Annotated in this window: 20 protein-coding genes; 10 read left to right on the top strand and 10 right to left on the bottom strand. The window is 61.6% G+C overall.

The annotated features are described in order from the left end of the window. Positions 1-202: 202 nt before the first annotated feature. A complete protein-coding gene (locus AS189_RS02780) occupies positions 203-1,327 on the top strand; it encodes a GmrSD restriction endonuclease domain-containing protein (protein ID WP_237759953.1) in 1,125 nt (374 codons plus the stop codon). Between the two features lie 79 nt (positions 1,328-1,406). Next, positions 1,407-1,814, top strand: coding sequence for a hypothetical protein (locus AS189_RS02775; RefSeq protein WP_062286206.1), 408 nt, complete (start codon positions 1,407-1,409; stop codon positions 1,812-1,814). Here the strand turns inward: AS189_RS02775 and AS189_RS02770 are convergent. After that, positions 1,811-2,446 (bottom strand): LysE/ArgO family amino acid transporter, encoded by a 636-nt coding sequence (locus tag AS189_RS02770; RefSeq protein ID WP_082634003.1) that lies wholly within the window; start codon positions 2,444-2,446, stop codon positions 1,811-1,813. The two genes, AS189_RS02775 and AS189_RS02770, sit on opposite strands and share 4 nt — an antisense overlap. A 64-nt stretch (positions 2,447-2,510) precedes the next feature. On the opposite strand from AS189_RS02770, the gene AS189_RS02765 reads away from it, so the two are divergent. Genes AS189_RS02765 through AS189_RS02755 form a run of 3 tightly spaced genes read left to right on the top strand, consistent with a single transcriptional unit; the run spans position 2,511 to position 5,454 of the window. Then, complete coding sequence (locus tag AS189_RS02765; protein ID WP_062286205.1) at positions 2,511-3,398, top strand: LysR family transcriptional regulator ArgP; 888 nt, start codon at positions 2,511-2,513, stop codon at positions 3,396-3,398. A gap of 9 nt (positions 3,399-3,407) precedes the next feature. Further along, positions 3,408-4,718, top strand: a complete 1,311-nt coding sequence (locus AS189_RS02760) for an MFS transporter (RefSeq protein WP_062286203.1) — start codon at positions 3,408-3,410, stop codon at positions 4,716-4,718. Positions 4,719-4,740: 22 nt separating this feature from the next. Next, positions 4,741-5,454, top strand: a complete 714-nt coding sequence (locus tag AS189_RS02755) for a hypothetical protein (protein ID WP_062286201.1) — start codon at positions 4,741-4,743, stop codon at positions 5,452-5,454. 157 nt (positions 5,455-5,611) lie between these two features. Here AS189_RS02755 and AS189_RS02750 read toward each other — a convergent pair whose 3' ends face one another. Continuing rightward, positions 5,612-7,084, bottom strand: a complete 1,473-nt coding sequence (locus AS189_RS02750; RefSeq protein ID WP_062286199.1) for a TIGR01777 family oxidoreductase — start codon at positions 7,082-7,084, stop codon at positions 5,612-5,614. A gap of 176 nt (positions 7,085-7,260) precedes the next feature. On the opposite strand from AS189_RS02750, the gene AS189_RS02745 reads away from it, so the two are divergent. Together AS189_RS02745 and AS189_RS02740 are read left to right on the top strand one after the other, a co-directional pair. Then, positions 7,261-10,965 carry a TM0106 family RecB-like putative nuclease gene (locus AS189_RS02745; protein ID WP_062286197.1) on the top strand — a complete coding sequence of 1,235 codons (3,705 nt, stop codon included), beginning with the start codon at positions 7,261-7,263 and terminating at the stop codon, positions 10,963-10,965. A 7-nt stretch (positions 10,966-10,972) separates the two neighbouring features. After that, positions 10,973-11,623: a DUF1345 domain-containing protein gene (locus AS189_RS02740; protein ID WP_237759952.1), complete on the top strand. Its 651-nt coding sequence runs from the start codon at positions 10,973-10,975 to the stop codon at positions 11,621-11,623. A 121-nt stretch (positions 11,624-11,744) separates the two neighbouring features. On the opposite strand, the gene AS189_RS02735 is transcribed toward AS189_RS02740, so the two are convergent. The 5 genes from AS189_RS02735 to AS189_RS02715 all read right to left on the bottom strand — a co-directional run bounded on the left by AS189_RS02735 (position 11,745) and on the right by AS189_RS02715 (position 17,042). After that, complete coding sequence (locus AS189_RS02735) at positions 11,745-13,019, bottom strand: M18 family aminopeptidase (RefSeq protein ID WP_062286195.1); 1,275 nt, start codon at positions 13,017-13,019, stop codon at positions 11,745-11,747. 61 nt (positions 13,020-13,080) lie between these two features. Beyond that, on the bottom strand, positions 13,081-13,800 hold the full coding sequence (locus AS189_RS02730; RefSeq protein WP_062286193.1) for a response regulator: 720 nt from the start codon (positions 13,798-13,800) through the stop codon (positions 13,081-13,083). Positions 13,801-13,825: 25 nt separating this feature from the next. Continuing rightward, positions 13,826-15,121, bottom strand: coding sequence for a histidine kinase (locus tag AS189_RS02725; RefSeq protein WP_237759951.1), 1,296 nt, complete (start codon positions 15,119-15,121; stop codon positions 13,826-13,828). A gap of 50 nt (positions 15,122-15,171) precedes the next feature. Continuing rightward, the gene (locus AS189_RS02720) at positions 15,172-16,086 is read right to left on the bottom strand and encodes an ABC transporter permease (protein WP_062286191.1); all 915 of its coding nucleotides are present in this window, start codon (positions 16,084-16,086) and stop codon (positions 15,172-15,174) included. A 2-nt stretch (positions 16,087-16,088) separates the two neighbouring features. Continuing rightward, the gene (locus AS189_RS02715) at positions 16,089-17,042 is read right to left on the bottom strand and encodes an ABC transporter ATP-binding protein (protein WP_062286190.1); all 954 of its coding nucleotides are present in this window, start codon (positions 17,040-17,042) and stop codon (positions 16,089-16,091) included. Between the two features lie 179 nt (positions 17,043-17,221). Here AS189_RS02715 and AS189_RS02710 point away from each other — a divergent pair, with 179 nt between their 5' ends. Then, positions 17,222-17,908, top strand: a complete 687-nt coding sequence (locus AS189_RS02710) for a phosphatase PAP2 family protein (RefSeq protein ID WP_062286188.1) — start codon at positions 17,222-17,224, stop codon at positions 17,906-17,908. On the opposite strand, the gene AS189_RS02705 is transcribed toward AS189_RS02710, so the two are convergent. Further along, a complete protein-coding gene (locus tag AS189_RS02705) occupies positions 17,905-19,101 on the bottom strand; it encodes an MFS transporter (RefSeq protein ID WP_062286187.1) in 1,197 nt (398 codons plus the stop codon). The two genes, AS189_RS02710 and AS189_RS02705, sit on opposite strands and share 4 nt — an antisense overlap. A gap of 63 nt (positions 19,102-19,164) precedes the next feature. Then, positions 19,165-20,847 (bottom strand): ABC-F family ATP-binding cassette domain-containing protein, encoded by a 1,683-nt coding sequence (locus AS189_RS02700; RefSeq protein WP_062286185.1) that lies wholly within the window; start codon positions 20,845-20,847, stop codon positions 19,165-19,167. Positions 20,848-20,991: 144 nt separating this feature from the next. On the opposite strand from AS189_RS02700, the gene AS189_RS02695 reads away from it, so the two are divergent. Beyond that, complete coding sequence (locus tag AS189_RS02695) at positions 20,992-22,302, top strand: sensor histidine kinase (protein ID WP_062286183.1); 1,311 nt, start codon at positions 20,992-20,994, stop codon at positions 22,300-22,302. A 55-nt stretch (positions 22,303-22,357) separates the two neighbouring features. Next, a complete protein-coding gene (locus tag AS189_RS02690; RefSeq protein WP_062286175.1) occupies positions 22,358-23,014 on the top strand; it encodes a response regulator transcription factor in 657 nt (218 codons plus the stop codon). Between the two features lie 31 nt (positions 23,015-23,045). On the opposite strand, the gene AS189_RS02685 is transcribed toward AS189_RS02690, so the two are convergent. After that, positions 23,046-23,741, bottom strand: coding sequence for a hypothetical protein (locus AS189_RS02685; RefSeq protein ID WP_129587131.1), 696 nt, complete (start codon positions 23,739-23,741; stop codon positions 23,046-23,048). Positions 23,742-23,780: the final 39 nt, after the last annotated feature.

The raw sequence follows: 23,780 nt of genomic DNA, 5'->3' as shown, positions 1-23,780 counted from the left end.
TCCCCACGCCTCTTCCTCACACTCCCGCCCTCCCAGCCCTCCTTCCGGTCCGCGAAAGGTGAGTAGTTGCTAATGTTCGAGCGTGACATTAGCAACTACTCACCTTTCGCGGGTGGTGGCGGGCCCAATTCGGCAAAGCAATGTCAGTACCCACCGATAGGCTGGAAGTTACCGCCATTCTTACCTTGGGGAGAACTCCGCCTTGTCTGCACCACGCCCGGCCCGCTCATTTGGGGCAGCCGATTTCATCATGATCCCGCTGCTTGCTTCCGTCCTGCTCGTCACCACTGCATGTGGCGGCGCAGCAACGCTCGAGGCCGCTCCGGCGTCCGAGACGGCAGCGCAAAGCGTAACGCAAAGTGCCACACCCAGCCCCACGCCTAGCCCCACCCCCACGGCAGATGACGTGGCCCCCCTCGATGGTGAAGATGTGCCGGACGCAGGAGGGGCCGATCTGGCGTCGAACCAGCAGCCACCGTTTGCCGCGAAGGCCTTGGAAGTGTTGGGGACGCTACCTATCAAGGGCCGCGCCCCCAAGACCGGATATGACCGGGCCCTCTTTGGTCAGGCGTGGGCGGATGTGGATCGGAATGGTTGCGATACCCGCAATGACATTTTGGACCGGGACCTGACCGCCAAGACCTTCAAACCCGGCACGCGCGACTGCCTCGTTCTCACCGGCATTCTGGCTGATCCTTACACGGCCACCACCATTGATTTTGTGCGTGGTTCCGCCACCAGCAGTGAAGTCCAAATTGACCACGTGGTGGCGCTCAACGACGCCTGGCAAAAGGGTGCGCAGCAGCTAAGCGTGGAGGAGCGAACCTCCTTGGCCAACGATCCCTTGAATCTGTTGGCTGTTGACGGCCCCACCAACCAGCAAAAGGGAGCCGGCGATGCCGCCACCTGGCTGCCGCCAAACAGGAGCTACCGCTGCGACTACGTGGCTCGGCAAATTTCCGTTAAGGCTACCTACAAGTTGTGGGTCACTCAGGCCGAGCATGACGCCATGGCAAAGGTGCTCGATACTTGTTCCACCATTGAAGTTCCCACGAACCAGACGGCCGCCCCAGTGGAACACGTGGTGTTGCCGCCGGTAGCTCCGGTTGCGCCGGCGCCCGCCGTTGAGGCTGCTCCCGCTCCCCCTGCGGTTGAGCCCGCAGCCCCGGCGCCGGTTCCGTTGGTGCAGGTCCCAGCCCCGGCTCCGGCTGCTTATTACCAGAACTGCTCGGCCGTCCGTGCAGCCGGAGCGGCCCCCATCCGCGTAGGGGATCCGGGATTCCAGTCCAAGTTTGACCGTGATGGCGATGGCGTGGGCTGCGAATAGGTGTTTGGGGAGCTCACGCCCCGACGCTGCGTGGTCAAAGAGCTCTGGCAACGCGGATGGTTCGCACTAGACTTAAAGCGTGAGCACCCCTAGCGGCCAGCCGCTGATCCCAGCCGTGTGGCAGCGCCATGACAAGGAGATCCTGCCGTTGTGGCGTGATCGACTGAGTGCCGAAATGGGTCCCGTAGTGGCGGCTCGTTACGCGGCGGGGTTGTTCTTCGAGGACAGGCGCCGGCCCATCGCCCAATGGTTCAATCCAGCATTGGGCGCTGCCTTACTGGTGGGCATCGAGACCTCTGCTGAATGGCCGGTCCAGCGTTTCGCCCTGTTCTACGCCCCTGCAAACGGCGGGGTGATCCGGGTCCATACGAACCTCCACGAATGGTATTTGCGCACACCGAAAAAATCACCCACCGAGGCGGAAGCTTTCTCCGGTGCCATCCGTTCTGCAGAGTCATTCCTCCAAGTGGAGATGGACTACATCTAAGAAGCTATAGCCCCCAAGGCCATCTTCACACCAAGGAAGAGCATGACGGCGGCAATCAGCCCGTCCAAGACGCGCCACGCGCCGGGCTTGGCAAAAATGGGCCGCAAGAACTTTGCCCCATAGCCCAGGGCACTGAACCAGATGATGCTGCCCAAGGCAGCCCCCGCACCAAACCACCAGCGCAATTCGCCGTGTTGGTTGGCCAAGGTGCCCAGCAACAGCACGGTGTCCAGATAGACGTGGGGGTTCAACCAGGTTAATGTCAGAGCCGTGACGAGGACGGCCTTGCGGCCAAGGCTTCCCTGCTGGTCCCCTGCCGTCAGCGCCCCCGGACGAAAAGCTCGTTTGGCAGCAAGTGCGGCGTAGGCGATCAGAAAAGCAGCGCCCGCCAAACTGATCACAGTAACAACAGCAGGCACCGCGGCGATCACGGTTCCAATTCCAAAGATTCCCGCGCCGATCAGAACCACATCGCTGAGCATGCAAACCAAGACCACCAAACCAACGTGTTCCCCGCGGATCCCCTGCCGCAGCACAAAAGCATTCTGGGCGCCGATGGCAATAATGAGGGCCAGGCCAGCGCCGAGCCCGGTGGTCATGGTGGCAAAAATATTCAGGATAGTCACAAGCATTGAAACTACTAGACTGACTTGCAGCAGTACAGCTAATGTTTTTCATGCTACCTAAGGAAATCTAATGATCAGATTTCAGTCAGAGCAGCTCCGGACCTTCCTGACGGTATTGGAGAGCGGCACTTTTGACGCCGCTGCCCACAGTTTGCACGTAACCGCCTCGGCGGTGTCTCAGCGCATCAAGGCCATGGAGCAAGAAGCCGGGCAGGTCCTGCTGCTGCGGAGCGCACCCATCTCCACCACGCCGGCCGGCGCCGTGGTGCTCAAACTCGCCCGGCAAATGCGTCAGCTTGAAGATGACGCATCCGCGGAACTGGAGCCCAACACTGGCACCCGGGGATCCCTCACCATCGTGGTCAACGCCGATTCTCTGGCCACCTGGTTCATGGATGCCCTCGCCTTGCTTCCGAAAGACGGGCGCCTGAACTTGGAACTGGTCCGCGAGGACGAACAACACTCAGTGAACCTGCTCCGCTCCGGAGCCGTCATGGCCGCAGTCACCGCCACGGCAACGCCAGTGCAGGGCTGTTCCTCAACCCCGCTGGGCACCATGAACTACCGCGCTATAGCCTCCGCCAGCTTCATGGAGCAGTGGTTTCCCAAGGGCTTCACAGCCGAACAACTCACAGCAGCCCCCGTCATCCAGTTCGACCGCAGCGACACCCTGCAAAACAACTTTTTCACACAAGTCACCGGCCAGCACCGTTCCAGCCCGCAACATTTCATCCCGGACACCATCCAATTCGCCGAGGCAGTGAAACTGGGCCTCGGCTGGGGCATGATGCCAGAAGCCCATTGCCGGGATGGGCTGTGCTCAGGCCACCTCGTGGAATTGCTCCCCGGAAGCCTCGCCCGCATCCCGCTATTTTGGCAGCGGTGGAAGATCCAATCACAGGCACTCGACGCGCTCTCGGCGGTCGTAGCCCAAGCAGCCGCGAAGGCCCTCGGCTAGGATCCATTCATGAGCTCTCCCACCCACCAACGCCGCAATCAAGGCGTGCTGGTTGTTGGCCAATTGCTGTCCGGCCTGGGCGTAGCCTCCGGCGTTGCCGTAGGCGGAATCTTGGCCGCACAACTGGCAGGCACGACGGCGGCATCTGGCTTTGTGCAGACTGCGTCAGCTCTGGGCGCGGGGCTGGCTGCCGTACCGCTGGCCAACCTCGCCGTCCGGGCCGGGCGCCGCTGGGCTTTGAGCACCGGCTTTGCGCTCGGTGCCGTGGGCGCCGCACTGGTTCTCTTGGCTGCCTCACTAGGCCAGTTCTGGCTCATGGCTACCGGCATGTTGTTCTTCGGTTCGGCTACAGCATCCGGGCTGCAGGCACGCTATGCCGCAGTTGACGGCGCTCCGCCTGAGAAGGCCGGCCGCGCCATGGCCATCGTTATCTGGGCCACCACCGTCGGCTCGGTGGCCGGGCCCAACTTATCCGAACCCGGCAGATTGTTCGGCACCTCGCTGGGCCTAGTGCCACTCTCAGGCCCCTTTGTCTTTTCCTTGATCGCTTTCATTACCGCGGCGCTCGTCATTGCCATCTTCTTCCTTGCGCCAGTCGCCAGCACAGCGGCAGCTGGCACAGGGTCGGCACTAGAGGGTCCGGCGTCGTCCGCTCCTCAACCAGTCAAGCCAGAGAAAAAGAACAAGCGCCATGGTGCCTGGCGTGCGCTCCGGCTGGCTAGCCACAATCCGCGGGCTCTCTTTGCCCTCGCGGCCGTCACGGGTGGGCACGCCATCATGGTGGGCGTGATGGTGATGACCCCAGTGGCCATGGACGCGCACGGGCATTCGCTGGAGATCATTGGCATAGTCATCAGCCTCCATATTCTGGGCATGTATGCCGCTAGTCCGTTATTTGGATGGCTCGTCGACAGGCTCGGCGCGATGCGCGTGGTCATGCTGGGTTGCGGCATTTTCCTAGCCGCCATCACGCTGGGAGCCGTTGTCTCGGAAGGCAGCGATCCTGTCCTGATGTCCATGGCGCTGACCATGCTGGGGCTGGGATGGTCGGCCTGCCTGATCGGCGGATCGTCCCTGCTGACTCAGTCCGCACCAGAGGATTTGCGAGTCCCGCTGCAGGGGGCCAATGACATGACCATGAACTTCGCTGCCGCTGGCATGGCAGCTATGGCCGGGCCGGTGTTGGCTATGGGTGGATTTTTCTGGGTCAATATGATGGCGCTGGCGGTGCTGATCGTGATGGTCATCTTCGGTGTGCGCGCTTGGCGGACCGCGCCGGATCCTGCTATTCCCCAGCACGTCACGGACGCTGCGGGGTAGCCGGGCTGATAATCTGGCGGGCATGTACCCGCCTCCACCGCCCAAACCGGCATCGACCACCGGGCCCAAAATTCTCACCTTCAGCGGCATTGCCGTGCTGCTGCTCGGGATAGTTGCGCTCATCTTTGGGATCACCACGATGGTGTCCAACTTGCCGCTGAATGTCGTCACTTCCCAAGGGCAGCCCGGTAGTGCTGCGCTTGCCGCCCTGACAGTGTCCGAGGAGTTTGAACTCTCCTCAGCCGGTTGCCTCAGCTACGATCTGTGGGAGGTCCAGCAGAGCTCCACCGGCCAGTTCGGCTTAGAACGGGACACCGTTAGCGTCATCGGGCCGGACGGAAATTCGGTGGCTGTTGAGCCCACCGAGGTCAGCGGTAGTTCTTCGGTGGGCGGCTTCAAGGCTCAGTCTTTCGCCTCCTTCTCAGCACAGAAGGCTGGCAGGTACACCATCGTCATCACCCCAGGTCCTGACTATTCCGGGCCTAGCACCAACTTTTCCGGCTCCGAAGGTCTAAGTGCTGACGGTCTAAGTGCTGACAGCCCCGCCCCGGTCGACGCCGTCATCACCGAAGGTTCTGATTTCAGCTCCTTCTTCACCGGGCTCTTCACGTCCGTCGGCGGCATCATTCTCGGGGTCTTTGGTCTCCTAGTGGGCGGCGGCCTGACCATTGGCGGAATAGCGTGGTGGATCAACGCCAGCGGGCGCCGAAAAAGAGGCTTCACGTCCGAAGTTTGATGCCCGTCCGGAGTTTGATGCCCGTCCGGGGTTTGATGCCCGTCCGGGGTTTGATGCCCGTCCGGGGTTTTTGCCGCCGCTTTGCCACACGGGGGTAGTTGTTACCTTTCGCGCTCGGTAGACCGTCGGCGAAAGGTAACAACTACCCCCGCACCCTTCAGTGCGAGGCTTTGGCACCCAAAATATGCCGCAGCGCCGCTTCAAGGTCCGGATGGCGGAACTCATATCCCGCACCTTGGACCTTAGCGGCGGATGCGCGCTGGCTGGCCAGCGCCAATTCGGCAGCGCCCTGCGCTCCCAGCAGCAGTTTGGGCCCAAAGGCGGGCACCGTCAGCGCGGCGGGTCGGTGCAGCACCCGGCCCAGGATGCGCGCAAATTCCCCGGCCGTCACGGGATGTGAGGCAACGCCGTTCACCGGGCCGGTGACCTCCGGAGAGAGCGCGGCGTGGGCAAAGATACCGGCAATGTCATCAATGCCTACCCAACTTTGCCACTGGCTCTCACCCAACGGACCACCCACACCAGCAAGATACAGCGGAAGTAGCCGCTGCAACACGCCACCACCGGCAGAAAGCACAATGCCGGTCCGGACATTGACCACCCGCACCCCGGCCTGAGCCGCGGGTTCACAGGCCGCTTCCCAGTCTTGGCAGACCTTGGCCAGGAAATCACTCCCGGCGGGATCGGATTCCACGAGTGCCGCGGGCAGCCCACCTTCAGAGGATGCGTGCGGATCTGCTCCGTAGTAGCCCACGGCGGAGCCGGAGACCAAGGTGCGCGCCACGCCGTCGGACGCTAGAGATGCCAGAGTCTTGGCCAGTAACCCGGTACCGCGGACCCTACTCTGGTGAATCGCTTCCTTGTTGGCCTCCGTGAACCGCCCACCAATGGGGTGCCCGGCCAGGTGGATCACGGCGTGGCAGCGGGCCAGCGCGGCGGAGTCGATCACGCCGGCATCGGGGTCCCAAAAAATCTCGTCGTTGGCCCGTGGGGCATGCCGAACCAGTTTCAGAACCGTGTGCCCCCCGCCGCCCAACAATGCACAGAGTTGGCGACCCACCAGCCCCGACGCCCCACTGACGGCAATCACCGCAGGCTCCCCCGTATGCGAGGCATGAAACGCCAGATCACCCTGCAATTGCTGCTCCCGGAACGCAAACATCCGTGTCAGCTCAGCCTGCATCTGCCCGTGCGTCCAGCCGTTACGGGCCAGTTTGGGCAGCTCGAACGTCATCGCATCGTGCATCACCGTGGTGCCAGGCGTTCCGTCCACAAAGGTGTGAGTGTGGCTACTGGAAGCAAGCGGCCCCTTGTCCATGACATCGGTGAAGCTGACATCCGGGACCAATTCGGTGTGCCGCGCGTACCAGCGCAGCTCGGGCCGTGCCCACGGGACAGGCAGCACGCCACGAACCGTGCCCGCCGCGGAACCAAGCCACATCCCCAGCCCGCCCGGGACACCCACGCCAAGGACCGCCGTGGAACCTGGGTTGATGCCGTCGCTGGGTTCGGCGCGGATTGTCCCAAAGAACGACGGCGTGAGCCGCACCAGGGCGCCGGGCCGGGTAAACCATCGGAACACTTCTGCGCGCGGGAAGGGAAGGTGCGTTTCATAACGGAACGTGGGCATGAGTTCTCCAAGTCGGTGTCACTCCCATCTTGCCTCACATGCGCCCCCGCGCGCACGGCCCACCTGGCGAGTCGCGCCGCAGGCGACCATGCGCCGCGAAAGCGCCAATGTGGGTGGGTCTTGCTAGATTCAAGAGCATCGACCTGCATTACTAGGTACGCCATGGAAGGCACAGAATGTTTTTGCTTGACTCCCCAGAGGGCAACAAGCCGCTGATCTTTTCGGCGTCAGATTTGGTAACGGCCAGTGAATGCCAGTACCGGACGCTGCGGGCTCTGGATGAAAAGCTTGGGCGGACGGCCAAGCCAGGCTTTGCCAAGGACGACATGCTTGAACGTGCCGCCGAACTGGGCGACGCCTTCGAGGAAAAGATCCTGAACGAATACATAAAGGAATTCGGCGAGTGGAATGCGGCAACGGGCAAGGGTGTGAAGTCTGTTTCCCGCGTGGCAGGCGCCTTGAGCTGGGCCGGGCTGGAAGCCAAGCGCGAGGAAACGCTGGAGGCTCTGCGTATTGGGGCGGACGTGGTTTTCCAGGCCACCTTCTTTGACGGCTCCATGGTGGGCTTTGCCGACTTCCTGATGCGCCAGGATGACAACGCGTACGCCGTTCATGACACCAAGCTGGCCCGGCATGCAAAGGTCAGCGCATTGCTGCAGCTTGCCGCCTACGGGGATCAGCTGCAGAAGTACGGGATTCCGCTCCATGAGGTGACTACCCTGGTGCTGGGTAACCGGAAGCACAGCGAGCACGCTATGGCGGATTTGCTCCCGGTATACCGTGAACACCGGGAGCGGTTCCTGAAGCTGACCAGCGCGCACCGGGCACAGCCGCTGCCTGTTGCCTGGCTGCAAGAGGGCATTAGTTATTGCGGCCGCTGCGACTACTGCTCCCAGCAAGTGGCCGAGCATCAGGACTTGCTGCTGGTCAACGGCATGACCGGGTCCCAGCGCCGCAAGCTCATGGCACAGGGCATCAGCACTGTCCAAGCTCTGGCAGATATACCTATTCCGCCTGCCAAGAGCCCGCTGGCGCGCCTTCGCGATCAGGCCCGCATGCAGCTCAGGCTGGAACCGACCACCGGCACGGCCATAGCAGGCCGGGGCACAGCCTCGGCCCACGAGATCGGCTACAAGATGCTGCGAGATTCGGTCAGCAAGTTGCCAAAACCGAGCCCCGGCGACATCTTTTTTGACTTTGAGGGTGACCCGCTCTGGCAGGACGCCGCCAGCGAGAAGTGGGGACTTGAGTACCTCTTTGGCTCCATTGAAGCCCTGCCAGAGGGCATTGACGCTATTTCGGTACCCAACGATGAACTTGTCTTTAAGCCATTTTGGGCGCACTCACGCCAAGAGGAAGGCGCTGCACTCAAAGCCTTTGTGGAATATGTTCAGGCTCGCCGAGAAGTATGGCCAGAGATGCATGTTTACCACTACGCGCCCTACGAGAAGTCTGCCCTGCGCAACCTTTCAGTGCTACATGGAACAGGAGAGGACACTGTGGACGATTGGCTGCGCAGCGGTCTCCTCGTTGACCTGCTGGACACGGTGCGGCAGTCCGTGCGCATCTCCGAATCTTCCTACTCCATCAAGAAACTCGAGCCCTTTTACATGGGCGAGAATGCCCGCTCCGGTGACGTGAAAGACGCAGGAGCTTCGGTGGTGGCTTATGCCAATTACTGTGAACAGCGCGACGCCGGGCGGGGCGGTGACGCGGCCGAGGCCGCCCAGGCAGCTGCGACGTTGACGTCAATCACGGACTACAACCGGTACGACTGCGTCTCCACCCTTCGCCTGCGGGACTGGCTGTTTGACATTGGGGCCGCCGTAGAAATCGAAACGTGGGTCGAGGGCAGCGGCAAACTCAAGCTCGACGAGGACAAGAAGGGCACGTATGAACTCAGCCCCGAAGAACTCGCGCTGGATACATTCATTACCGCCCTGCGAGAGACCAAAGGCTACGAACTCAGTGACGACGAGAACGCGATCGCCATGGTCTCTGCCGCTGCCAGCTACCACCGCCGTGAGGACAAGCAGTTTTGGTGGGGCCACTTTGACAGGCTCGAGAAGGGGCCGGATGCCTGGACCGAGGAGCGCAACATGCTCCGGATCGAAGACGTTGAGGTCGTAGCGGACTGGGCCAAACCGGCCGACAAGCCCCGTGCCAGGACTGAAAGTCGCACGCTCAAGGTCACTGGAACTGCTACGGAGGGCTCCGATTTCCGCTCTGGAACATCCTGGTTTGGCATGTATGACGCCCCACTGCCTGATGGCATGGAGGAGGAATCCGATGACCGCTCCAGTGCGGAGCGACGCGGTGGCCTCTTCAACCTCACAGTTATTGAAGATGTCTCCGATCCTGCAACACCTGAGTTGACCACGCTCCTGGTCAGCGAAAAATCCACCACCAAGGTGCAGCCCTACGGTCAGCTCCCGCTCGCCATCGCGCCCAACAAGCCTGTCCCCACCGCAAGTATCCGGGCCGCACTGTCCGAACTCGCGGCCACTGTGGGCGGCAGACTGCCTGCGCCTGGTGAGCGCCCACACCTGCCTAAACATCCGGGCTTGGAAATCCTCCGCAAGGCAAAGCCTCGTCTCAAGGGCGAGGTAAAACTCCCATCCGCCGTCGTTCATGGAGATGGGCACAGCACGCAGGAGCACGATTACATCACGGCAATCACCGACGCTGTGCTGAGCCTGGACCATTCCTACCTAGCTGTTCAGGGCCCGCCCGGCACTGGCAAGACACATGTGGGATCGCACGTCATCGCGAACCTCCTGGCCAAGGGGTGGAAGATTGGCGTGGTGGGACAGTCGCACGCCGTGGTAGAAAATATGCTGCGGGCAGCCATTGAGAAGGCCGGGGTGGATCCGGAGCGCGTGGGCAAAAAGCTCGCTACCCCGCACGATGTCCCGTGGAAAATCACTGATGATAAGCAATTCGGCAAGCTCCTCTCCAGCGCTGAGGGTGCGCTGATCGGTGGCACTGCCTGGACCATGACAGGCGCCAATGTCCCTGAAGGCTCGCTGGATTTGCTGGTCATTGACGAGGCGGGGCAGTATTCGCTGGCCAACACCTTGGCTGTGGCTCGGGCCGCGAAGAACCTTCTGCTGCTGGGCGATCCGCAGCAACTGCCGCAGGTCACGCAGGGCTCACATCCGGCTCCCGTAGATGAATCGGCGCTGGGCTGGTTGTCGGCCGGCCACGCCACGTTGCCTGAGGGCAAAGGTTATTTCCTCGCCGATTCCTGGCGTATGCACCCCGACTTGTGCGCCGCGGTATCCAGGCTCAGCTACGAAGGGAAACTGTTCTCCGCACCTGCAGCGTCCCTGCGTCACCTCGATGGCAAGGCCCCGGGCGTGGAAACCATTTATGTCACCCAGAAACCGGGGAGCGAAAAGGACAATAAGCAGTCCTCACCTGAGGAGGCTGCGGCAGTCGTTGCACAGGCAAAGGAACACCTCGGACTACTATGGACGCCGGGCTCGAACAAAGCTCCCCACCCATTGGTCCAGGAGGACATCTTGGTGGTGGCTGCCTATAACGCTCAGGTCAATCTGGTCCGGGAGACGCTGGATCGGGCAGGCCTGCCCGATGTAAAGGTCGGCACCGTGGACAAGTTCCAGGGCCAGGAGGCTCCGGTAGTGCTGGTGACCATGGCCTGCGCAGACCCGTCGGGAGCCCCACGCGGGATGGAATTCCTGCTGAACCGCAACCGTATCAACGTCGCCGTGTCTCGCGGGCAGTGGCGGGCCGTCATCATTCGCTCCCCCGAACTGAGCAACTTCATGCCGGGGCGCCCCGAAGGTATGGCAGAGCTGGGCGCCTTCATTGGCTTGTGTAGTTCAAATGCAAACAACCAGTGGGCCACCATGGCATGATCACAGCATGAACCAAGAATCCTCTGTCCGGGCCCGGCACCGGCAACTGCGCATTGCCGCGATGCTCGTGTGCGGAGTCGCCGCTGCAGCCCTGACCGGATTATTAGGCGCCTGGGTCTTCGCCCCGGCCGTGGGTTGGGCCGTCGCTGCGCTGATCTACAACGCCACGGTGTGGCTTCAAATTGCTCCCATGGATGCAGCGCAAACTGCCAACCATGCGCAAGAGGAAGACCCGGGGTTGGGCACCAGCGATCTACTGATCCTGTTGGCAGCTCTGGGTTCGCTGGCCGCCGTGGTGCTGGTGATGGTGGGCAGCAAGGACGTGCAAGGGACCGCACGGTTCCTGTTGGCTCTGCTCGCCCTGACCGCTGCGGCCATGTCCTGGCTCATGGTCCACACCTTGTTCACGCTGCGCTATGCCACGATTTACTACAGCGGCGAGCCCGGCGGAATCGACTTCAACCAGGATGCGCCACCGCAATATACAGATATCGCCTACATGGCTTTCAGCGTGGGCATGACGTATCAGGTCTCCGACACCAGCATCACCACTCGCGCCATGCGATCGACCGTGCTGCGGCACAGTTTGCTGGCGTTTGTTTTTGGCACCGGAATTGTGGCCACCACCATCAACCTCGTGGTCAGCCTCGCCGCCTAGTCCCCACTCGCCGGCCCGATAAATCGCTGGCGCGATTTCCCGGGGACCTGGCGAGCGTGGGCCCATCCACGTCCTCTCTAGGCATGGACAGCCGCTGGCGCGTGGGCCCAGCCCGCTCCAGTTAGACGGCGGCCCCGAAGAACGTCTGGGCAATGCGCGCCAAGTAGAACGGGTCAGCCACACCGCACAGCTCTCGCACCGAGTGCATCGACAGTAGCGGTGTGCCTACGTCCAGTGTTCTAATGCCGAGTCGCGTGGCCGTCAAGGGTCCAATAGTGGACCCGCACGGGACGTTGTTGTTGGAAACGAACTCTTGGTACGGTGCATCTGCTGCGGCACAGAGCTTGGCCCACACGGCCGCCCCCACGCCGTCGGTGGCATAGCGCTGGTTCGCGTTGATCTTTAGCAACGGTCCGCCGTTGAGCACCGGCAGGTTGGCGGGATCGTGCCGCTCGGAATAGTTGGGGTGGACGGCGTGGCCAGCGTCAGCCGAGACGCAGAATGAGCTGGCGAAAGCACGACGTCGCTCACTCACCGAGGCGCCCAGACCATCCGAGACTCGGGTCAGGACATCTTCCAGGATGGGTCCGCAGGCTCCCGACCGTGATCCCGAGCCGATTTCCTCATGGTCAAAGGCCGCCAGAACCGGGATCACCCCGGAAAGGGGCGCTTGAGCCGCGGCGATGAGTGCCACCAGGCCCGCATGCACGGATGTCAGGTTGTCCATCCGCCCTGCGGCGAAGAATTCATTGTTGGCACCAAAGACTTGGCCCGGCTGGGTGTCGGCCACAACAATGTCGTACCCGCCAATTTCGCCAGCATCCACACCCGCGCGCTCGGCGAGCAGCCCCAAAAGATCCTCGTCCTGAGCGTTGCCTTGGCCCCACACCGGATTCATGTGCTGTTGCTTGTCCAGCTTGAGGCCGTCATTGGCGCTGCGGTCCAAATGAATGGCCAACTGCGGGAACCGTAACAGCGGCCCGGTGGCCACCAACGTTTCAACCCCATCACGGCTCACCAACCGGCCAGCAAATTGCAGTTCCCGGTCCAGCCAGGAGTTGATGAGCGGCCCGCCATAAACCTCAACACCGGCCTGCAGCCAGCCAAAGCGGCCCGTGGTGGGTTTCGGCTTGAGCTTGAACGAGGGCGAATCCGTGTGTGCGCCCAGAATGTTGAATGGCGTGGTGACGGTGGAGTCCTCGGGCACAATCCACGCCATGATGGCGCCGTCGCGGATCATGAAGAATTTCCCATGTATGGGCCACGGATCGGTTTCGTTCAACTGCGTGAACCCGGCTCCTGCGAGTCGTCCTCCAGCCTCACCTGCCGCATGAAAGCTCGATGGTGAGGCGTCAATGAAGTCGCGTAGGTCCAGGATGTGTTCCACAGAAGTCATGGTTCGATTCAATCATGAAGCGGCCAGGATTCCCGCTGTTCACCGGCCCCCATGCTCCGTTCTAGTAATCCGGATTGCTGGGGACCACCATGCCGGTTTCGTAGGCATACACCACCACTTGGACCCTGTCGCGTAGGTGCAGTTTGGTCAGGATTCGCCGGACATGGGTTTTGACGGTGGCTTCGGAGAGGAACAGCGAATGGGCAATCTCGGCGTTGGACAGTCCCTGGGCGATGCATTGCGCCACCTCGAGCTCTCGGGGCGTGAGGTCCGCCAGCAGCGGGTCAGGGCTTTGCGTTGGGCGTGGCGGGCTGTTGCGCACAAAATCTTCCAGCAGCCGCTGGGTGACGCGTGGGGCCACCACGGCATCGCCGCTGGCCACGAGCCGCACGGCTTGAACCAGGTCCGACGGCGCCACGTCCTTGAGCAGGAAGGCACTGGCTCCGGCTTGAAGCCCGGCAAACGCGTATTCGTCGAGGTCAAAGGTGGTCAGGATAATGATCCTGGCGTCAGAGGTCGATGCGCTGATTTTACCGGTGGCTTCAATGCCGTCCATGATCGGCATACGCACGTCCATGAGGACTACATGGGGCTGCAGCCGGTCCACAGCACCCAGCGCTTCAATGCCGTTGGAGGCTTCACCCACCACGTGCATGTCATCTTCGCCCTCAAGAATGAGCCGAAAACCCATCCGCAGCAACGGTTGGTCATCTACCAGTAGAACCCGAATGGGCTGGCTGGTCTCGTTGGGCTCGCTAGAAATAGTAGGACCGTCGTTCATTTCAGAATTCCCCAAATTCTCTTCATTACTGTCCGTTCACTGGGGAATTTTCCGCAGGATGCAACACAGCCGTCACGATCCACCCACCGTGGGGGCCCGGTCCGGCGTCGAGCGTGCCAACATAAATACGCGCGCGTTCCCGCATTCCCACAATGCCACGTCCGGAGCCCATTGAGGCATCCAGGGTGCCGTGGCCGTCATCCCTGATCCGGACGGTGATGGTCCCGGTGAGAATGTTGTTCGCCACCATCACCTCCACTCGGGACACCGCCGTGCCGTAACGCAGCACGTTAGTCAGCGATTCCTGCACGATCCGGTACACGGTCAGCGCCAGCGCAGGATCTGCGGGCACGGGCGGACCGGACTGGGTGAAGGAGGTGGGGAGCCCGGCTTGACGGAATCCATCAATCAAGGCCCCCATGTCGGTGTGGTCAGGTTGCGGGGATCGGTTGCTACCACCGTCGGCCCGCAGCACACCCAATACGCGGCGCATGTCCGCCAGCGCTGTGCGGCCGGTCTGCGAGAGCTGTCCCAGCACGTCCCCAGCTTTGGCCGGATCTCGTTTGACTACCACGGCGGCCCCATCGCTCAGTGCCACCATGACGGTCAAGGAGTGGGCCACCACATCATGCATTTCCCGGGCAATCCTGTTCCGTTCTGCCACAGAGGCCAGCTCGGCAGTGCGGACGGCCCATTGGCGCAGTTCGGCCTCATGTTTGCGGCTGCTGCGCACTGCGGCGCCAATGCCGGTGGCGACAATGTTCGAGAGTAGGATAACGATCGCTGAAATGATGGTGCTTGTCGCAGCGCTGGGACCGTTGTCCGTCAGAAGATCGGCAGGGTACTGATACAGGAACAAGATGAAGAAGATCAGCGGCACCCCAGAGATGATTCCCAGTGCAAAGCTGATCACACTCTTGTACCGAACGGCCACGGCGTAGAGCGCAAACCAGATACCGACCCCAATGTTGCTGGCCGTGGGCACCACCACAATATTGAGAACTTCGAATACTGAAACAATGGCGAGCACGGCCAGTGGTTTATCGCGGCGGAACATCAGAACCGTGGCCGAGGCTAGGACGATGACCACGTGCTCGCTCATATTGACGTCAGGGTCACCGCTGAGGAAGATGCCTGAGCCGGCCAGCAAATACGCAAAAACCACCACCACGTCCATGACGCGGGGGTGGTTGTAGAAATATGTTCGGAGTGCGCCACGACGGCGGGCCGTGAATTCGTCGGCCCGCCGTGCAGCGGAAGGTAAGTCGGCGGGGGAAACGGCCGTTCGTTCCGCGGCCCCCGCCTGGTCTTTTGTGCGCATAAGTCAGTGCTTAGCTTCCCTTGGCGAGTCGCCGGGAACGTCAGCTGCTCTTAGACGTCACGAGTCTTGATCGAGATAGCGGCTGGCACCATGATTAGTACAATCCAGCCGAGGAACACCAGACCACCGGCCAGGGGGCTCAGGAAGGCCTCCTTGTCATGGATTTCCAGCATGCGCCCTCCGGAAACGCTGGGGAAGTACTGCCCCACGTACATCCAGAAATCACCGGGAATCAGGCCCAGAAGCGGTGCCGCAATGTCCAGCATGAGGAACAGTGCCACCAGCACGATGATGGCACCGGCGGAACTGCGCAGCAACGCCCCCAGAGAAAGCGCGATGAGCGAAACTCCTGCAACATAAACTCCGCCCATCAGGATGCTGTACACCACCCCGTCCATACCCAGAGACAACTCGATGCCCTGGGCTTTCATGATCGGGATGGAGACCAGGAAGGTGGCGAAGGCAGCCACGAGTGTCACCACGTAGGAAACCACCGCCAGAACAGTGGCCTTGGCGAAGAACGCCGGAAGCCGCTTGGGCACCGCCGTCATGGTGGAGCGGATCATACCGGTGCCAAATTCCGAAGAGATCAGCATGACGGAGAGTGCACCCAGAATAAGGATGCCCAGCTGGATCCCCGCTATGGGCGTCCCGTAGAGGTTGATGCCTTGTGAGTTCGCCACATCCATGGCCTGCTCAAGGGTCATCTTGGGGGCACCCTCGGCGGGGATGCCGCCGGACCCGTCCATTGCTGCGGGGCCAAGGTCCAGAATGAGATGCACGGCCATGGAACGCACCCAAGCGGAAAAGGCGCCAACACCCACCACCGCCAGGAATGTAAAGGCGAGCAGCAGCTGGGTGGATCGCAGGGACCGGAACTTAATCCATTCGCTGCGCAGCACACCGGCAAATGTCAATGAACCACCAGTGGCGCGCCCGGGTGAGGAAATCGTCGTCGTGCTCATCTTTAGAGTCCCTTCACAGCGGCCGGGGCCGAGGCCGGCAAGTTGTCGTTGAATTCCTGCGAGTGGTACTCCACTGCATCCTTGGTCAGGTTGAAGTAGGCATCTTCGAGGGAGGTGGTCAGCGGCATCAGCTCGTACACCAGAACCTGGTTTTGCAGCGCAATTTGGGCGATTTGGCGCGGATCCAAACCCGTGACTTCAAGGGTTTCGTTCTCTTCGCACTGCACCTGAACACCTTGGCCACCCAATAGCTGGCTGAGCCGGGTGACCTCGGGGGTGCGGACCCGTACCTTGGCTTGCTGGGTGCCGGCGAGGATCTGCGCAATCGGCGCGTCGGCGATGATCTGGCCACGGCCAATCACAATCAAGTGATCGGCGGTCAGCGCCATTTCACTCATGAGGTGCGATGACAAGAACACGGTTTTTCCCTGCGCGGCAAGGTGCTTGGCGAGGTTACGCACCCACAGCACGCCTTCAGGATCCAGCCCGTTGACCGGCTCATCCAAGATCAGTGTCTGCGGATCGCCCAGCAATGCCGAGGCAATGCCGAGCCGCTGGCCCATACCGAGGGAGAATCCGCCAGCCTTCTTCTTCGCCACAGCAGCCAGGCCGGTCATGTCAATGACCTCGTTCACGCGCTTGGTGGGGATGCTGTGCGTGGCGGCCATGGCCAGCAGGTGGTTGTAGGCGCTACGCGAGGTGTGCACGGCCTTCGCATCCAGCAACGCGCCAACCTGACACAGTGGGTCACGATGCTTTGCATAGGGCTTGCCGTTGACGGTCACGGTGCCGCGGGAGGGCGCATCCAAGCCCACGATCATGCGCATGGTGGTCGATTTGCCGGCACCGTTAGGGCCTAGGAAGCCCGTCACCATTCCCGGCTTGACGGTAAACGTGACACCGCCAACCGCGGTCTTGGCCCCGTAGTGCTTGGCCAGGTTTACTGCCTCAATCATGTGGACATCCCCTTTGGATGAGCGCCGCCACGTCCATGGCAGGCGTCTTTCTTCGAATCTATTACCACCGTACGCAAGGAAACCGCAGATATCTTCCATCTCAGGGATGATTCAGGGTTCATTCAGGGTAATCCAAAGGGATGATCTTCCATCCTGGGACCGACCCCTAGAATTCTCTTATGCCCGCTTTGACCTCAGAATCCACCGCGCTGCGTCCACTGGCTTGGTCCCGGACCCGGCTCCTCCAGCTTTCGCTGCCTGCGCTGGCCGTGCTGCTAGCCGGCGCCTGGCTGATGTGGGCCACCGGCAACCATCCGCCTTTTCAAAAGTTCGACGACGGCTGGTACCAACTGATGCGCAGCTCCCGAACACCGTGGCTCACCGATGCGAACCGGGTGCTGGACTTTGTCGGCAACGACGGCATGGTCATCTATTCTGTGCTCTTGCTCTTGGTTCTCTTGCGCCGCCATTGGCGCTTGGCATTGTTCACGGCCGTGGTCAATCTGTGCGCCCTAGGGCTAACCCACTTGATCAAATTTTTGGTGGACCGCCCACGCCCCAGCGATCATCTGGTCCCTGTTGACCACGGCTCTTATCCATCGGGGCACGTCAGCGGTACCGTAACAGCCATGGTGGTCACAGCCGTGGTTCTGGGCCGATTGTGGATGTGGGTCAGCTGCGCAATTCTCAGTGTTGCCATGATGTACAGCCGCACGTATCTGGGTGTCCACTGGGCCTCGGACACCATTGCCGGAGCTTTGCTGGGTGCCGGAGTGACGCTCTTACTCTGGGCACTACTGAGAGATAAATGCTTGGGTCGGAATATTAATCACGGCAGCATTGAGGACGGCCCGCAGCCCCTCTAGCTACTCGCAGTCTCAAACTCAGACTCGGGCAGCGGCTTCGCTGCCGGAGCAGTCAGGATAGATGCCACGATGGCAACGGCAATCGCAAGCAGTGCCCAGCGAATGGTGACATGGTCGCCCAGGAAGCCCAGCAGCGGCGGACCCGCCAGGAACGCCACATAGCCAATGGTGGAAACCACTGAGACTCGGGCGGCGGCCCGTGCGGGATCATCGGCGGCCGCGGACATGCCCATGGGGAACCCCATGGCGGCACCGGCGCCCCACAGCACGGCACCTACGCCGGCCAGCACCATATTCGGTGCAACCACAAAGATCACCAGGCCCACCAACGCCGAGCCCAAGCTGGCGTACAGCACCGCAACCCGCCCAAACTGATCAATGAACCGGCCGCCAAAGAACCGGAACAGCGTCATCGATGCCACAAATACGGCAAACATGATGGCACCTGTCGCTTCTGAGGCATTAAGCCCGTCAACAGTTGCCTTGGCAATCCAGTCGTTGGCCGCACCTTCGGTCAGGGCGGCGCCCAGGACCACCAGCCCCACCAGAAGGGTCCGCTTCTCGGTCCAGGCGCTGCGACCCTTGGCAGCCGTAGCACCAACCTGCTGGCTGGCGCTCGGCGCCACCTCCGGCAGGAAGTACTTGGGGACAAAGACCATGGCAATGACAACGATCACCACAATGGCCAGCAAGTGCGCGGACATGCTGACATTGATGGCCGAAAGTCCCGCCCCAACCAGGGCGCCGATCAGCGCACCACCGCTAAATCCGCCATGGAATTGTGGCATGAGGGTGCGTCCTCGGTGCCGCTCAACATCGGCCCCTTCAATGTTCTGCGCCACGTCCCAGAGCCCAATGCCGATACCGAAGAAGAAGAGTCCAACAGCTGTCAGCGCAACGCTGTGCTGGGCCAAGGCAATCGAGACGATGAGCCCGCCAAAGGCCACGCTGAAGCCGCCGGTGCGGATAGTTCCCGCCGTGCCGATCCGGCCCACAACAGTTCCTGCGGCAGGTAGCGCAATGACGGATCCTGCGGCAATAGTCAGCAGCAACAACCCCATTTGACCTGACGTCAGGTCAAGAATTCGTGTCACTGCCGGAATACGCGCAGCCCAACTGGCAAAGACAAAACCGTTAATGGCGAAGACGGCAAAAGTGGCAAAGGTTGCGGCACGGACCGCCTGCTGATTCATGGTGGAGAACGCTCTTAACGGAAGGAGTGGGGAAAGGTGATCAGAGTAACTCTAGTCTGCCGATCAGCGTGCGCGCTCGACCCGCTTTTCATCCCACACCGGTTCGTCGGATTCGTAAACCTTGCCGTCGGAGCCGAACACCAGGAACCTGTCGAAGGACCGGGCGAACCAGCGGTCGTGAGTGACCGCCAGAACGGTTCCCTCGAAGGAATCGATGGCCTTCTCCAGCGCCTCAGCCGAGTGCAAGTCCAAGTTGTCCGTAGGCTCATCGAGCAGGAGCAAGGTAGCACCGGAGAGCTCCAAGAGCAGAATTTGGAACCGCGCCTGCTGACCACCGGAGAGCGAATCGTACTTTTGCTCGGAGCTGGACGCCAGACCGTAGCGATCCAGGGCCCCGGCCGCGGCTTCGCGTCCCATTCCGGAACGGTGCTCGTCCCCGCGGTGCAGGATGTCCAGCAGAGTGCGCGTCAAGAGGTCCGGCCGGGCATGGGTCTGGGCAAAGAACCCAGGGCGGATGCGTGCCCCAAGTTTCACCGAACCTTCGTGCGGCACGTGAGCAATATCGACGTCGGACACGGGCTCATGTTCTTTATCCGGATCTGAGCCACCAGCCGCCAGAAGCCGCAAGAAGTGAGACTTGCCCGAGCCATTGGAGCCCAAAACGCCAACACGGTCCCCGAACCAGACCTCGGTACTGAATGGTTTCATGAGCCCGGTCAGCTCCAGCTTCGAGGCGATGATGGCGCGCTTGGCCGTGCGCCCACCCTTGAGGCGCATCTTCACGTTTTGCTCAATGGGCAGCGCCTCGGGTGGGCCCTGCTCCAAGAACTGGGACAGACGCGACTGTGCAGCCTGGTACCTGTTCGCCATATCGGAGCGGAACGCAGCCTTGGTCTTGTACATGTTGACGAGTTCCTTGAGCTTGATGTGCTCCTCGTCCCACCGCTTCCGCAGCTCTTCAAAACGGGCGTTACGGTCTTCGCGGGCCTTCACATACGATTCAAAACCGCCACCGTGGGTCCAGCTGGAGGCGCCGTTGATACCCGGTTCCAGCGTGACAATGCGGGTTGCAGCGTTGGCCAGCAATTCACGGTCGTGGCTGACGAACAGAACAGATTTAGGCGAGGCTGCCATTTTCGCTTCGAGCCAGCGCTTGCCCGGCACATCCAGGTAGTTATCCGGCTCATCCAGTAGGAGAACCTCGTCCGGACCGGAGAACAATGCTTCCAGCACCAGGCGCTTTTGCTCACCACCACTAAGGGTTGCAGCTTTCCGGTACTGGGCCGTGTAGAAGTCCATGCCCATGGCAGCCATGGTGACTTCGTCCCACGTTGTTTCCATCTCGTAGCCGCCCACATCGCCCCAATCGGCAATGGCTTGGGCGTACGCCATCTGGCTGGGCTCGTCGTCGAGCTCCAGCATGGCCAGCTCGGCAGCATCCACAGCCTTCCCGGCGGCGGAAATATTCGCCGAAGCCACCGAGAGCAGCAGATCACGCACGGTACTGTCATCGCGGACCTGGCCCACGAACTGACGCATCACCCCCATGCTGCCTGAGCGCGAAACGGCGCCTTCATCTGCCTTGATGTCTTGGCAGATGATGCGCAGCAGCGTGGTTTTTCCGGTGCCGTTGGGGCCGATCAACGCCGTTTTGGTGCCATCGGAGACGCGAAAGTTCACCCCGTTCAGCAGCTGCCGGCCGTCGGAGAGAAAGTAGTCAATGTTTGCAACGTCAATGTGTCCCACAGAATAATTCTCCCATCTTCGGCGGGCAGCTTCTGCGGTGGTCCATTTCCCTCTCCCCACGCCATCTTGGGTGGGGTTATCCCTACCCGACTTTCACCGGCTGGCATGATGGTTTCAGGACTCTGCCGCAACAAGAATTGAAACATGACCTATTCCATTGCACCCGCCCGGCAAACGTCGTGGTTCATCTGGCGTTCCGCCACCTGGCGCCAGATCGGCTCCGACCTGAGCTACATCCTGCCCGGCTTCTTCGTTTCTTTGGCGTCCTTCACGACCCTTGTCGCCTTGTTCACGCTGGGCCTCTCCACGCTTGTTATCTGGGTGGGGCTGCCTGTGCTCGTGGCGTGCTTGGCGACGGCCCGCTGGTTCGCAGATATCAACCGAGCCGCGCTGCGACGCTGGGCTGGCGAGATCCCACCCGTTCATTACCGTAACCAGCACAAATATTCCGTAAGTGGCATGTTCAAAAACCTTGCCGACCCGCAGCTGTGGAAGGATTTCATACACGGCTTCTTAGTCACTTTCCCGCTGCGCACCGCAACGTTCTGTGTAGCCATCACCGTTCTGGCCGCCACGCTGGGCGGACTGACCCAATGGTTCTGGATGAGGTTCCTGCCCGAAGGCAACACATCTCTGGCCCAGCTCATCGGTCTGGACAACTACCTCGGCGTCAGCCCGGTGACAGCAGAGTCTTGGCTGGGACTGGCTTACGGGGCCGTACTTTTGCTGCTGTTGCCCTTCATCACCCACCTCCTGGCAGTAGCCGATGCCGCCCTGTGCCGCACCCTACTCACCAACGAAACCGCTGCCCTCCGCGCCCGCAGCGAAGAATTGGCGGCCAGCCGGGCCCAGGTGGTGTCCGAAGAAGCCAGCACCTTGCGCAAGATTGAGCGCGATCTCCACGACGGCCCGCAACAACGCCTGATCCGGATGCAGATGGACGTGGAAGCCGCACAGCGGCGCATGGCTACCGATCCCGAAGCCGCCCGCAAGCTCATGGACGGCGCTTTGGAGCAAAGCCGTGAGGCCTTGGCCGAGTTGCGCCAGCTCTCCCGTGGCATCGCCCCACCGCTACTGGCGGATCGCGGCCTGCGCACCGCCGTGGAGTCTCTGGCCGGCAAATCAACGCTCCCCGTTGCCGTCACCGGCAACTTGGGGCCAAACGTCCGGATCACTGAGAGTGCCGAGAACGCCGCCTACTTTGTGGTCTCCGAGGCCTTGGCCAATGTTGCCAAGCATGCCGGCGCCAATCAGGCCGCCATCACCGTGAACACAAGCCCCACCGAGCTGCTCATCGAGGTAAGGGACGACGGCGGAGGCGGCGCCCATGTGGGCAAGGGTCATGGACTGGCAGGCCTGGTGGACAGGCTGGCCGGCGTGGACGGCTCGTTGGAAGTCGTCAGCCCCGACGGCGGACCCACCTCCCTGCGCGCCAGCATCCCGCTGCGTGACTGAATCAGGCGTGAGCGCACCCTGCATAGCCGAACTTCCCGGCGGCTACTGTGGAACCATGCGTGTTGTCCTTGCCGAAGATTCTGTCCTGCTCCGTGAAGGGCTCGTGCGCCTCCTTGAAGAGATGGGTGCCGAGGTGTGCGCGGCCGTGGGAGACGGCGTCGAACTTGTCAAAGCAGTTGCGGAGCACGTCCCGGACCTGCTGATCACGGATGTGCGGATGCCGCCCTCGCACCGGGACGAGGGCCTGAAAGCAGCCATCGAGGTCCGCGCCCGGTTCCCCTCGGTTGCCGTGCTGGTGCTCTCGCAATATGTTGAGACGAGCTACGCCGGGGAATTGCTCGCCGGTGCGTCAGCTGGCGCCGGGCTGGGCTACCTGCTCAAGGACCGTGTGGCCCGCTTCGAAGACTTCAGCGACGCCGTCGCCCGGATCGCTACCGGCGCCACTGTGATCGATCCCGAGGTCATCGGCGCTTTGTTCGCCAACCGCGGCTCCGCCGACCCCATCAGCACCCTGAGCCCGCGTGAATCCGTGGTGCTCGAACTCATGGCTCAGGGCCTCACCAATGCCGGCATCGCCAAGGCAATCGTGGTTAGTGCCGGCGCCGTGGAAAAGCACATCAGCGCCATCTTCAACAAGTTGGGCCTGCACCAGAGCCCCGACGATCACCGCCGTGTTCTGGCCGTCCTGCAGTTCCTCCAAAGCAGTTACTGAGCCAAAATTTTTGGTGTTTTCCGGTGCAACGTCAGTACTTGTTGCCGTACTCGTAGGGCGGGTCCATGGTGAAGCAGGGTGAAAATGACGTGATTCGGATGGCATTGTCATTTTCCGAGTAGCCAATCCCGTGATTGTAGCCATCGTCGTTGAGGATATCGACGACTTCTTGTCCCTGCGCTGTGGTTCGTTCGGTCAACTTCCAACCGTCCTTGCCCGTCCAGGCTTCCTTGATCACTTGCACATACCCGGCCCCGTCAGCGCCCGGCACGAGGGCCACATGGATCCGGCCCGTCCACAAGTGCCTGCCGTCGCTGCATCGCAGCAGGCTTGATTCATCTTTCTGGTCGACTTCAACAATGTCTTCGGGTTCGATGACGGAAATCATGTCGCGTTCATTCGCCATGGTGGTGCTCTTGGCCGTTTTTAGGTCCAGGTCGGCCATTTCAGGTTCTTGTGTCTTGGCACAGCCGGCAGCAAGGAGTATTACCAGCAGGGAAAGAAGAATCAGGAAAGTCACACCGCAGCGGCCGAGCCGCCGCACGCCGGGTCCCTGCTCGGCAATCAATGTCAGTCTCATTGGTATATCGTCCTTGCCAAGTCCTGCATGGCCCGCCGGTTTCTGGGATCGGCTACGTTTGCAATCAAAGAGTGGCTTACTCCCTTTGCCATTGGATTGGTGGTGGCAGTCCGTGTTGGGATCAACATTCCCGTCGTCGAGCACCATGCCCGCGACGGTGGCGGTGGAGTCATCCCCCAACGCTGC

This window comes from Arthrobacter alpinus (assembly GCF_001445575.1).
Taxonomy (GTDB): domain Bacteria; phylum Actinomycetota; class Actinomycetes; order Actinomycetales; family Micrococcaceae; genus Specibacter; species Specibacter alpinus_C.
Note: the sequence above shows the minus strand (reverse complement) of the source record. Positions and strands in the feature narration are given on the sequence as shown.

Bases quoted from the DNA above. Each gene is read 5' to 3' on its own strand.
- AS189_RS02745 (WP_062286197.1), top strand. From the start codon at position 7,261: ATGTTTTTGCTTGACTCCCCAGAGGGCAACAAGCCGCTGATCTTTTCG.
- AS189_RS02750 (WP_062286199.1), bottom strand. From the start codon at position 7,084: ATGCCCACGTTCCGTTATGAAACGCACCTTCCCTTCCCGCGCGCAGAA.
- AS189_RS02735 (WP_062286195.1), bottom strand. From the start codon at position 13,019: ATGACTTCTGTGGAACACATCCTGGACCTACGCGACTTCATTGACGCC.
- AS189_RS02740 (WP_237759952.1), top strand. From the start codon at position 10,973: ATGAACCAAGAATCCTCTGTCCGGGCCCGGCACCGGCAACTGCGCATT.
- AS189_RS02710 (WP_062286188.1), top strand. From the start codon at position 17,222: ATGCCCGCTTTGACCTCAGAATCCACCGCGCTGCGTCCACTGGCTTGG.
- AS189_RS02690 (WP_062286175.1), top strand. From the start codon at position 22,358: ATGCGTGTTGTCCTTGCCGAAGATTCTGTCCTGCTCCGTGAAGGGCTC.
- AS189_RS02685 (WP_129587131.1), bottom strand. From the start codon at position 23,741: ATGGTGCTCGACGACGGGAATGTTGATCCCAACACGGACTGCCACCAC.
- AS189_RS02755 (WP_062286201.1), top strand. From the start codon at position 4,741: ATGTACCCGCCTCCACCGCCCAAACCGGCATCGACCACCGGGCCCAAA.
- AS189_RS02770 (WP_082634003.1), bottom strand. From the start codon at position 2,446: ATGCTTGTGACTATCCTGAATATTTTTGCCACCATGACCACCGGGCTC.
- AS189_RS02730 (WP_062286193.1), bottom strand. From the start codon at position 13,800: ATGAACGACGGTCCTACTATTTCTAGCGAGCCCAACGAGACCAGCCAG.
- AS189_RS02760 (WP_062286203.1), top strand. From the start codon at position 3,408: ATGAGCTCTCCCACCCACCAACGCCGCAATCAAGGCGTGCTGGTTGTT.
- AS189_RS02720 (WP_062286191.1), bottom strand. From the start codon at position 16,086: ATGAGCACGACGACGATTTCCTCACCCGGGCGCGCCACTGGTGGTTCA.
- AS189_RS02705 (WP_062286187.1), bottom strand. From the start codon at position 19,101: ATGAATCAGCAGGCGGTCCGTGCCGCAACCTTTGCCACTTTTGCCGTC.
- AS189_RS02695 (WP_062286183.1), top strand. From the start codon at position 20,992: ATGACCTATTCCATTGCACCCGCCCGGCAAACGTCGTGGTTCATCTGG.
- AS189_RS02715 (WP_062286190.1), bottom strand. From the start codon at position 17,042: ATGATTGAGGCAGTAAACCTGGCCAAGCACTACGGGGCCAAGACCGCG.
- AS189_RS02725 (WP_237759951.1), bottom strand. From the start codon at position 15,121: ATGCGCACAAAAGACCAGGCGGGGGCCGCGGAACGAACGGCCGTTTCC.
- AS189_RS02765 (WP_062286205.1), top strand. From the start codon at position 2,511: ATGATCAGATTTCAGTCAGAGCAGCTCCGGACCTTCCTGACGGTATTG.